This window comes from Stenomitos frigidus ULC18 (assembly GCF_003003795.1).
GTDB lineage: Bacteria > Cyanobacteriota > Cyanobacteriia > Leptolyngbyales > Leptolyngbyaceae > Stenomitos > Stenomitos frigidus_A.
This window is the reverse complement of record NZ_PVWK01000083.1, coordinates 122523-134436: the sequence shown is the minus strand read 5'-3', so window position 1 is coordinate 134436 and position 11914 is coordinate 122523. Positions and strand designations below refer to the sequence as shown.

At 53.1% G+C, this 11914-nt stretch carries 6 protein-coding genes; 3 read left to right on the top strand and 3 right to left on the bottom strand.

What is annotated here, in order from left to right; translation table 11 throughout:
- Positions 1-337: 337 nt before the first annotated feature.
- Positions 338-3889 carry a DEAD/DEAH box helicase gene (locus tag C7B82_RS14765; RefSeq protein ID WP_106257042.1) on the bottom strand — a complete coding sequence of 1184 codons (3552 nt, stop codon included), beginning with the start codon at positions 3887-3889 and terminating at the stop codon, positions 338-340.
- Positions 3890-4683: 794 nt separating this feature from the next.
- On the opposite strand from C7B82_RS14765, the gene C7B82_RS14760 reads away from it, so the two are divergent.
- The 3 genes from C7B82_RS14760 to C7B82_RS14750 all read left to right on the top strand — a co-directional run bounded on the left by C7B82_RS14760 (position 4684) and on the right by C7B82_RS14750 (position 10174).
- Positions 4684-6834, top strand: a complete 2151-nt coding sequence (locus tag C7B82_RS14760) for a polyribonucleotide nucleotidyltransferase (protein WP_106257041.1) — start codon at positions 4684-4686, stop codon at positions 6832-6834.
- A 289-nt stretch (positions 6835-7123) separates the two neighbouring features.
- Positions 7124-8419: a P-loop NTPase fold protein gene (locus C7B82_RS14755; RefSeq protein ID WP_106257040.1), complete on the top strand. Its 1296-nt coding sequence runs from the start codon at positions 7124-7126 to the stop codon at positions 8417-8419.
- Positions 8420-10174, top strand: coding sequence for a tetratricopeptide repeat protein (locus C7B82_RS14750; protein ID WP_106257039.1), 1755 nt, complete (start codon positions 8420-8422; stop codon positions 10172-10174).
- Between the two features lie 748 nt (positions 10175-10922).
- On the opposite strand, the gene C7B82_RS14740 is transcribed toward C7B82_RS14750, so the two are convergent.
- Positions 10923-11042: a photosystem II protein Y gene (locus tag C7B82_RS14740; RefSeq protein WP_106257038.1), complete on the bottom strand. Its 120-nt coding sequence runs from the start codon at positions 11040-11042 to the stop codon at positions 10923-10925.
- A gap of 73 nt (positions 11043-11115) precedes the next feature.
- Positions 11116-11661, bottom strand: coding sequence for a gamma carbonic anhydrase family protein (locus C7B82_RS14735; protein ID WP_106257037.1), 546 nt, complete (start codon positions 11659-11661; stop codon positions 11116-11118).
- Between the last annotated feature and the right edge of the window lie 253 nt (positions 11662-11914).

Genomic DNA, 11914 nt, shown 5'->3' with positions numbered 1-11914 from the left:
TAGAATCGAGCAGCCCCTAATAGTAACCTTTCGAGGGGTTGGACTGCCTACAACAATCTACTGTTTGGGATAACGAGGCTCTAAATCAGTCTATATTGACAGTTTATTTGGTTGATGATTGGATTAAGTTTAATTATTTGCTGCGTGCGTTACCAGTGTTTTCGCTGATCTTCACGTGTTTTTAATACACTGCCTTGTCATTGACTCAAGGAGAAATGGTCATAGACCGCAATATGGCTGGCAGCACGATCGAGCTTTTCTTATGCAAAGAACGAAAATGTAAAGAGCACAAATTGCCAGCTATCCAACCAAGGTCAAAGGGTTCTGGTGACAGCCGTCATTCTTCGCCAATGATAGCGCTGCGATCGAGCAACAGCAAGTCTCTCAAGCTATTTGTGTCTAGCTCTGTGAGCCAATTTTCGCCAGTACCAATGACGTTCTCAGCCAGCGCTTTTTTGCTTTCAATGAGTTCGTGTACTTTCTCTTCAAGCGTGCCGTTGCAAACGAATTTGTGGACTTGCACGTTGCGAGTTTGCCCAATGCGAAAGACCCGATCGGTTGCCTGGTTTTCAACTGCGGGATTCCACCAGCGATCAAAGTGGAAGACGTGATTGGCGCGAGTCAGGTTTAAGCCAACACCACCGGCTTTGAGCGACAGGATAAAGATACGTGGGCCTTGAGGGTCGTGCTGGAAGCGATCGACCATTTCTTCCCGTTGTTTCTTCGATGTGCTGCCATAGAGAAAGAGGGTTTCGCGTCCCAGTTGCCGTTCTAGATGCGCTTTCAGCAGTTTTCCCCACTCTGCAAATTGAGTAAAGATGAGGGCACGATCGCCTTCTGCCACAACTTCTTCGAGCATTTCCTCTAAACGCTGAAGCTTGCCAGAGCGGGTGAGGAAGGCTGAAGTATAAAGGCTAACGGCTAAATCATTGTCACTATTTTTATCCTTTATCCTTGAGCCTTTATCCTTTCCTTCCCCGCCGTCTTCCTTCAAGAAAAGCGCTGGGTGATTACAGATTTGCTTCAGCTTGACCAACAGCGCGAGAATGATGCCCTTGCGCTGGATGCCTTCAGCGGCTTCGATGTCTTTCAGCGATTGCTCGACGGTGTGCTGGTAGAGGGAGGCTTGCTCGGAGGAAAGCCCACAGAAAACCGTCATTTCCTGCTTTTCGGGCAAGTCCTGGATAATGTCACGATCGGTCTTGAGGCGACGCAGCAAGAAGGGTTGGACGAGCGATCGCAAGGTTGCCAAGGAGGCCGTATCACCATAGCGCTCGATTGGGGTAGCAAAGCGGCGCTGGAAGAAGTTTTTGGGTCCCAGGTAGCCAGGATTCAGGAAATCCAGGATCGACCAGAGTTCGGACAGGCGATTTTCGACAGGCGTGCCCGTCAGCGCAATGCGAAACTGAGCGTCAAGCTCTCGCACTGCTTGAGATTGCTTGGCGTCCGGATTTTTGACATTCTGCGCTTCGTCTAGCACCACGCCTTGCCACGCGATCGGCTGCAAACTTTTGATATCGCGATGAATGAGCGCATAGCTGGTAATCACGAGATCCTTGCCCTGCACTGCCTTGGCAAAGGCTTTCCCTTGCGGTCGCTTATCGCCGTGGTACAAAAAGGCGGTCAACGTCGGCCCAAACTTTTTCACCTCACGCTCCCAGTTGCCCAGCACGGAGGTTGGGCAAACCAGTAATGTTGGATACTCCAAGGTTTTCTGCTCTTTCAGGTGCAGCAGAAAGGCGATGAGCTGAATGGTTTTGCCCAAGCCCATGTCGTCGGCAAGGCAGGCACCCAAACCCCATTGTTCCAGAAAGGCCAGCCAGCCGACCCCGCGTGACTGGTATGGACGCAGTGTACCCCGGAAGTTTTTAGGCGTGGGCAGTGCTTCGATTTGCCGATTGCCGCTGAGAGTGGTGATCAATTCTTGTAAGGGCCCCGATGCCTCGAAGCTGACGACGGGCAATTTCTCGATCGTCTGTGTATCACCCGTGCTAATCCGCAAGGCATCTTCTAGCGAAAGTGCCGTCTGGTCTTTGCGACTGGCAAAAAAGGTTTGGGCCGCGCGAATGTCTTGTGGACGCAGTTCGACCCATTCGCCATTGATTTCGACCAGGGGTGCGTTGAGGGCAACGAGGCGATCGAACTCCGCTTTGGACAGGCTTTGTCCCCCAATCGACAGTTCCCAACGAAAGTTGAGCAGGCTTTGGAGCCCCAAGCGTACCTGCCCTTTGTTGAGTTTTGCCGACTGCGCTTGAATTTTCAGACCCAGACGATTCGCCCAGCCGCTCTGATTGGCGAGGCTAGGCGGCAGCACTACACCCAAACCACTATCCTGCAAGCGCCATGCGGTGACTTTCAAAAAATCGTAAGCCTGCAGTGCCGTGAGCGAACAGAACTGGGGTCGTGCTTCCTGTAAACTTGGCTCGATCGGTGCATAGAGACGAGAGGCAAGCCCCAAGCCCATCAACAGGGTTTCTTGTGGTCGATCGATCGTCCGCCCCCGATAGTGCAACTGCTCGACAGGATTGCCCCAAATCGTGAGTGCACTCACCAGAAAATCATCGTCATCTGCTGACTGTAGAAAGTATTCCAGCAACCACTGATTCTGACTTGCTTGCGGTGGATGCAGATACAGACAGGTGCGAAAGAGATTCTGCTGCGCTCCGTTGTACTGTAACGGAGCCGTCCAGTTGGTGAGTGCGGCTTCCAGAGAATCCAGTCCCGCAGCGTCAACGCTTGCCGTCGCTTGCCCCAACGCCTGTAGCCACTCCCGCACGGGTGATGCGATCGCCACCTTCACAACACCCAAAGCGGCTTTCTCAGGCGCTGCCGCAAAATGACGCTGCGCCAGTAGCCTGATCTGAGCATCCAGCGTGCTGCTGATGAAGGCTTGGAGGAGCGTTTGGGGAGAGAGGGGGAGGGGGAGAGCGAGGGGGGAGTTTTGAGTTTTGAGTTTTGAGTTTTGAGTAGCGCTCTGCGCCGACAAGCTAGAGAGTTTTGAGTTTTGCTCCTCTTGCTCTTCTGCCTTCCTGCCCTCCTCCTCAGACATCCGACATGCCAGGGGCATCCGATCGACAAAATGCTTCCACCGCACCTGATCAACGGCACTATCCAGCAACGGTTGCCACCGCGCCCATCCAATACTCCTCTCCCCTCTCTCTTCTTGCTCCCCTTGCTTCCCTCTCTCCTCTGCCCTCTCCAGTCCCGGCAAAAACTTCGATCGCGCTAATAGATCCAAACTCCAGCGGGCAGTATGAGACCAGAAACGCAAATCACCACCGAGCAACGGGTCGTCAGCATCCACGGTGCCCAAGGGTAAGGAGTTCAGAAACGCTAAGGCCTCTATCGCATTCAGGTGAAGCCCTTCAACGTTCCAGGGATGCAGAAAACAATCGCGATCGTCGTTGGCAGCAGAATGTTGTGGGACAATCGTGCCTGCTGGTAGCTCCCATTCATCATCCGCGACGTGAGACGGGATGGCTAGTGTCCGAGTCTGCCATTGACCGGATAGTGCCGCCGCCTCGACTACTGTCGTCGTCCCCTGCTTGGAGCGCCCACGTTTTGCGTTCACGGTCGTTTCAGTAGGTGGTTCTGCTACCGACTCCAGAAGTGAGGTTGGAAGGCGAAGTTTGCCGGACTGCTGGCGCGATCGCAAAAAAGCCAGTAGCTCAAGCGGGGGCATCGCAAACGGATGCCTTTCCACTACTACGTCAGACTGTCCAGCATGCAACATCTCTGGCTCAATTCTGCGCCAGACTTCTCCCCACAAAAAAAGAGAGCCTTGAAAGGGTGTAGAGCGATCGCTGGAAACTGTTCCCGCCGCTTGATGTGCTTGCGTTTCTGCATCCGCTTGAGAATGGATTAACCAGCTACCGTGTAAAATTGCCATGCGCGTTAAAGGAATTCAGACTGCGCTGAAGGGGAACGTTGAGTGTGATGGAGCATTGGGAAGGCGGTAGCTGAGATGCAGTGATGAATCACGACGGTAGCAACTCTTGGTGAAAACGAACAATTTCACTTCTAGCAGCACCCCAAAGAACCGTTTACTGGCTGCGATCTGGTTGGCTGGCAAAACTTTCGTATGGTCAACACGGTTATCCGCCCTATCCGCCAACATAGCAGGAATAGAGGCGTGTCGTAGCGAATCAATGTGGCAATGTTTCAGCCCAATCTTGATGACTCAAAAACAAAGAGAATCGTATTAACTAATGTTGTTAAAGACCCAGTTCGATCGTTGACAACATCAGCTGGGGTAAAGCGTTTCTATACATTTCATTACAGAGCTTCGCTGCAATGTTAACTCAGGGTAGAAAGCCACTACACGCAAAACCCGATCATAGCGAGATCCTAAAAGTAGGCTTTATCGGCTATAGCTGCGCGATTCGCAATTGCATAATCACTCTTATTGTACAACCTGAAACCTGAAGTAAGGGCACTGCAGTCTTATCTGGTTGTTTGATGTCTTAAGGATTGCCTCTGGCAAGGCACTCAACGCTCAAAACACGCCTTAGCCATAGCTTTCAGTGTGTGGCTTGCTATGCCTGCTCAGCCGCTTTTTCCATTTTTTTAACAGTCTAAACAGCTCCTTTTGGGCGATCGCCCGCATTAAAAGCCGTATATGAATATCAATGCTACGATTGCGAAAGAAAACAAAAAGAGCGACAAAGAAGGATAACACAATACATGAAAGAGTTTGAGAAGTCGATATCCTTTGATGGTAGGGATATCCGGCTGAAGGTTGGTTTACTCGCTCCACAGGCAGGAGGAACCGTCCTCATTGAATCGGAAGACACTGCTGTTTTGGTCACTGCAACGCGCGCTGCTGGAAGAGAAGGGATTGATTTCCTCCCGTTGTTAGTTGATTACGAAGAACGCTTGTATGCGGCTGGGCGTATTCCCGGTGGCTTTTTAAGACGTGAAGGTCGTCCGCCAGAACGCGCTACATTGACCAGTCGTTTGATCGATCGCCCCTTGCGTCCTCTGTTTCCAGGCTGGTTGCGGGATGATATTCAAGTGGTTGCAACCACGATGTCGATGGACGATCGGGTGCCCCCCGATGTGCTCGCAGTGACCGGAGCCTCGATCGCCGTCTTGCTGGCAAAGCTACCGTTTAACGGGCCCATGGCAGCCGTACGCGTTGGCTTGGTCGGCGATGATTTCGTCATCAACCCTACCTTCAGTGAAATCGAAGCGGGTGATTTAGATCTCGTTGTAGCAGGCACGCCCGATGGTGTGATCATGGTTGAAGCGGGCGCAAACCAGTTGCCAGAGCAAGACATCATTGAGGCGATCGACTTTGGCTACGAAGCCGTGCGCGATTTGATTCAGGCACAGTTGGACTTGCTGAAGGAACTGGGCATTGAACAGGTCAAAGAAGAACCGCCCGAAGTTGATTTGACGCTCGAAAATTTCATCAAAGAGCGCGTCACACAACCAGTGAAAGAAGTGTTGGGTCGCTTTGAGAAAGATAAGGCAGTGCGGGATACGGCGCTGGACGAAATCAAGGCATCGGTTGTAGCCGCGATCGCCGAACTTCCCGCTGAAGATCCGGTCAAACTGGCAGCTGCAAAAGCGCCCAAAGCGTTGAGCAACACCTTCAAAGAAGTCACCAAAACGCTCATGCGACGTCAGGTGATCGAAGACAAAATTCGAGTAGACGGTCGCAAGCTGGATGAAGTGCGTCCGATTTCCTGTCGGGTCGGTGTCTTACCACCACGCGTACATGGCAGTGGCTTGTTTAACCGGGGACTAACGCAAGTCTTGTCGGTTGTGACACTAGGTACGCCTGGTGATGCGCAGGAAATGGATGACCTCCATCCCGATGAGAAGAAGCGCTACCTGCACCACTACAACTTCCCACCCTATTCCGTGGGTGAAACACGCCCCATGCGAACCCCCGGTCGCCGTGAAGTGGGTCACGGTGCCCTGGCAGAACGTGCACTCATTCCCGTCCTGCCAACGAAAGAAGACTTCCCCTACGTGCTGCGGGTCGTCTCCGAAGTGCTGTCGTCTAATGGCTCGACCTCAATGGGTTCGGTGTCTGGCTCCACCCTGGCGCTGATGGATGCAGGCGTGCCCATTACCAAGCCGGTGAGCGGGGCGGCGATGGGTCTGATCAAAGAAGGCGAAGAAATCCGCATCCTGACAGACATTCAGGGCATTGAAGACTTCCTTGGCGACATGGACTTCAAAGTGGCAGGTACGGATACAGGTATCACAGCACTCCAGCTTGACATGAAGCTCAACGGTCTACCGTTAGCGGTTATCGCGCAAGCAATCAACGAAGCCAAGCCTGCCCGACTGCACATCCTGTCGAAGATGCTGGAGGCAATCAACCAGCCACGTGCCGAGATGTCGCTGTTTGCACCTCGCCTGCTGACCATTAAAATCGATCCTGACATGATCGGCATGATCATTGGGCCTGGTGGTAAGACCATCAAAGGGATTACCGAGGAAACGGGCGCGAAGATCGACATCGAAGACACTGGTATTGTCACGATTTCGTCGGTCGATGGCGAATCGGCGAAGAAGGCACGCAGCATCATCCAGGGCATGACGCGCAAGCTCAACCAGGGTGATGTGTATGTTGGTAGAGTGACACGGGTCATTCCGATCGGCGCGTTTGTTGAGTTCCTTCCCGGCAAAGAAGGCATGATCCACATCTCGCAACTGGCTGACTACCGCGTGGGCAAGGTGGAAGATGAAGTAAATCTTGGCGATGAAGTGATCGTTAAGGTGCGCGAAATCGACAACCGGGGACGTGTGAACCTCACTCGTCTGGGCATTCACCCCGATGAGGCAGCAGCAGCACGGGAAGCCGCCGCTGTGGGATAGGGATGGTTGTTGGTTGTTAGACACAATCTCAGGACTTACGCAGATGAATCAGAATTCGCCCCCCAACCCGCAATTCTGGGGGAGCAAGAACATCAAAGTCCCCCAGAATTGGGGGATTTAAGGGGGCAAGTGCGTAAGTCCTAAACCTAATCTAATTGCCAGATTCCTTTTGTAGGGACGTTCCATGGACCGTCCCTACAGCTGTTTTGGGGCAAATCTTTTGAGGCAAAGTGCGATACCCTCTGAAGCATAGAGGATGATAGAGTATGCATCCCGATCGCACCTATTCATGGCTGAACCACTACTGACCGCGTTTCAAACCGCCTACCGCAATCTCGAACTGGGACCATTGCTTGACCCGGAGTCTCTGGCTCGCTTCCATGTGGACTACAGCGAGGACATTCTGGATCAGTTAGTGCAACTGATTGTGGATAGCGATACGGCTGACAGCAAGGTTGTCTTTTCGGGGCACCGGGGCTGTGGCAAATCAACACTGCTGTCGGCATTGAGCCGCAGCCCAGAACTCGCCGATCGCTATGTGGTCGTGATGTTTTCCATCGCAGATACGGTCGAGAACTCGGATATCGATCATGTGAATATCCTGTTTGCGATCGCCGTGAAGCTAATGCTTGCCGCTGAAACGAGTCAGATTCCGATTCCAAAATCGACGCAAGCGGTGATCCATCGCTGGCTGGCAGAGCAAACCCAAACCGATGTAAAAGAACTCAAAGGGGAAGCCTCCGTCAACGTCAATCTGTTAGAAGTCATTCAACTCAAGCTGCTGACGAACGCAGGTACGCGCAAAGAAATCAAGCAGAAGTTTGAACGGAACGCCTCTGAACTCGTTGCACAGCTCAACATCATTGCGGCGGCGTTGAGAACAGCGGCAAAAAAAGAAACCATCCTGGTGATCATTGATGATCTGGATAAGCTGGATTTAGCCGTCGTCAAACCCATCTTTAAGGACAATATCAAAGCGCTGTGTTTGCCTGCGTTCCACATCATCTACACCATTCCGATCGCAGCACTACGGGACAAAGAGATTCTACCGATGGTGGAGTCGGAGATGAATAACCGCATCGTGAATATGCCTGTGTTGAAGCTGCTGCCCCAGGCAGAGGCACACAATCCTCACGCCAAACCCAAGCCAGAGGTGCTGGATCTTTTGTGTGCCATTCTGCACAAACGCATTCCCGATCAGTTGCTCGATCGCGCCGTTGCTGAAACGCTCATTTTCTACAGTGGTGGCGTACTGCGCGAACTCATTCGCATTGCTACCGAATCCTGTCGGCGCTGTCTCCTGCAAATTCGGCGCGAACCCACCCGCCAAGCGATCACCATTGATGAGAAGGTTCTCGACGAAGCAGTGAATAAGCTGCGAAACGATTTTGCGCTACGGCTCGGCAAGTTGGACTACGCCATTCTCCAGCAGGTTTACACCGAATTCCTGCCCGATGACCCGACTCAGAAAGAATTTTTGGACTTACTACACGGACTCCATGTGCTGGAGTATCGTAACCGCAAGGTCTGGTACGACGTGCATCCGATCGTTGTGGAACTGTTGAGCGATCGGGACTTAATCTAGATGACTGGGGCAAACCGGGTAGACCCCGACGAGCAAAACGAAGAGGCTTACGACGAGTTGATCGTCAGCATTGAAGCTGGCGAAGGCACCTTGAGCCTGCTGCTTGCCGTCTGCGATGACAGCCGCCTGCGGGACGACATCATCAGCCGCTACGAAGCCGAACTCGCCCCTGACATCCGCAACTATCGCTTACCGATTCAGCGTGTCGAACCCAGCCTCACCCAGACCATCCGAGCGAAAGTCCAGGACGACGAGTATCTCCGCAATGGCGGTAGAGCGGTTGTCACCATCACCGGAACCGAGCAGCTTTTCTTCCTCAAGCTGGGCGAGGAACGCTCCGAGCAAGAGATTTTCTTCGGCTACCTCCAGTGGACGCGGGAGGCATTGCGCGACTTTCACTTCCCCATCGTCCTCTGGGTGACGCACCAGCTTTTGGGACAGTTGGCACGCCATGCCCCCGACTTCTGGAGCTGGCGCAAAGGCGTGTTTCGCTTCACCTCGCGGAAATCGGGTGCGGTGCGAAGCAGCCAGATTGAGGCAATCCGTCCCGTCCTCGACGACTTGAACTTATCGGCAGACGACGATCACCTGCTGCCCCTGGAAGATCTGAAAGCGCTGATTGCCCAAACGGAGGCAAACCAGCCTAAAGACCCCCTGCTGGCAAACCTGTATAGCCAGATGGGACAAATCTATGCAGGCAGGCTGCAACGAGGAGAGGCGATCGACTATCAGCAGGAGATGGGAGAAGCGATCGGCTACTTCCAAAAAGCCGCAGACTTACAAACCGAACTGGGACAGGAGATAGACCTGGCAGATAGCCTGGGTTGGCTCGGTCTACTCTACAAGGATCAGGGCAACTACAGCAAAGCCGAAGCGCTCTACTTACGAACGTTAGACATGAGGAAACGACTGCTGGGTGAAGACCACCCCGATGTGGCAATCAGTCTCAACAACCTGGCATTACTCTACGAATCGCAGGGACGCTATAGCGAAGCCGAACCGCTGTACCTGCAAGCGCTGGAAATGAACAAACGTTTGCTGGGAGAAGACCATCCTGCTGTGGCAACCGACCTCAACAACCTGGCATCTCTCTACGACTCGCAGGGACGCTATAGCGAAGCCGAACCGCTGTACGTGCAGGCGCTGGAAATGAGCAAATGGCTGCTGGGTGACGACCATCCCGATGTGGCAACACGCCTTAACAACCTGGCATCCCTCTACGAATCGCAGGGACGCTACAGCGAAGCTGAACCGCTCTACCTGCAAGCGCTGGAAATGGACAAACGGCTGCTGGGAGAAGACCATCCCAAAGTGGCAACACGCCTTAACAACCTGGCAAATCTCTACGCATCGCAGGGACGCTACAGCGAAGCCGAACCGCTTTGCCTGCAGGCGCTGGAGATGAGTAAACGGCTGCTGGGAGAAGACCATCCCGATGTGGCAACCAGTCTCAACAACCTGGCATATCTCTATGAGTCACAGGGACGCTACAGCGAAGCCGAACCGCTTTGCCTGCAGGCGCTGGAAATGGACAAACGGCTGCTGGGAGAAGACCATCCCAAAGTGGCAACACGCCTTAACAACCTGGCATATCTCTATGAGTCACAGGGACGCTACAGCGAAGCCGAACCGCTATATGTACAGGCGCTGGAAATGGGTAATCGGCTACTGGGTGAGAACCACCCTAAAACGCTTAGTCGGCGTGAAAACCTTGAAGGGTTGCGATCGAAACTTGCATCTGAGAACAGCAACTAAGAAAATCGGCTCCAAAAACTATGGCGGTTCCTCTCTCGGTAGCCTGTAGCATTAGTGGGGTCAGAACCGGGTTTCTCTACGAAGCAATGCCGTTGAGCCTCCAGACCAGGCTTAGAAACCCGGTTTCTCTCCTCCTCGCCAGCCACCTGCAAACCCTCCTCGCCGCACCTGCACACCGCACGCACGCACCTCAGACACTCGCGAATGAGTCTCTGATACTCGTGAATGAGTCTTCAACACTCGTCAGCGAGTCTCTGATACTCGTGAATGAGTCTCTGATACTCGTGAATGAGTTTCTGATCCTCGTCAGCCAGTCTCTAATACTCGTGATTGAGTGCCAAACACTCGTCGTTGACTCTCCAATACTCGTCAGTGAGTCCTAAAGACTCATTAGCGAGTCTCCAACACTCGTCAGTGAGCCTTCAACACCCATTATCGAGTCCTAAAGACTCGTCAGCGAGGTTCAAAGACTCATTGTTGGGTTCCAAAGGCTCGTCAGCGAGGTTCGGAGCCTCACGCGCGAGCCTTCGATCGTAAGATGTTTGGTGTCCAAATTCTCGCCGCTCCATTGCCATCCTGCACGTGATTGAAACGCACGGTCTCACTGCGCAACGTCCACGAAAGGGACTAGAAACCTGATGAAGGACGCCTTTACCTCGTTTCAATGATTCCTTCCCTAAACAAAAGCGATCGCCTTTTAAAGAAGGCGATCGCTCTCAGTCAAACCTTGCAGCCGTGAGGCTTGAGGCTATTTGGAGTTGAAACCCTGGAATTGCTTAATCGCGGCCTGACCAATGTTGAAGAAGGCCCAACCAGCAGCAGCAGCAAGAGGAAGTAGAACGACAGCTATGCGTAGATCAATGTCCATGTCCGGAGCCTCTCATTTAAAGATTTTTGAATGATTCTCATATTCTATTTTTAACTCAAATGGTCAAGTTTTCCTAGCCCTCAGGCGTAAATCCCAAATCAGTGCCTTTGCCCGCATGAACCAGCGCTAACGTTTCGTAACGTTTGGCATGGTCAATCAGGTCTGCAGCTTCATCGTCTGTAAGCTGCCGTACGATTTTTCCAGGAATGCCAACGACAAGCGATCGCGCGGGCACATCTTTCGTCACGACGGCTCCTGCACCCACAATGCTGCCTGCACCAACCCGTACGCCATCCAACACAATGGCACCGATCCCAATCAGGCAACCGCGCTCCACGTGGGCGCTATGAATCACCGCACGATGCCCTACCGTGACGTAATCCTCTAAAACGGTTGGCTTGCCTGGATCGCCATGTAAGATCGCGCCATCCTGGATATTGGTACACTCGCCAATGATGATCTGCTCCACATCACCGCGCACAACGGCTCCGTACCAGATGCTGGCTCCAGTGGCGATCGTCACTCGTCCGATCACGGTGGCGTTGGCTGCAACAAAGGCGGCTTGCGAACGATCGGGTGGTGCCCAAAAAGGCGGGTGCTGCTGCGGTTGGTTGGTCACGGTGAGTGATGACTATAAAGAATGAATGGTCAGGACTGACGCAAAAGCTGTCAGATTTGGCCCTCTTAGCCCCCAATTCTGGGGGGCCGAGCCTCTTAAAGCCCCCAGAATTGGGGGTTGGGGGCAAATGCGTAAGTCCTAATAGCCTTGCTGCAACGCAGGAAGCTCAACACTTCCTTGCACTTTGCCTCCGCTTTCTCCCCCAGCGCAGCAGCACCAAATAAATGATGTGGCATTGCCTATAGGGGAGGTA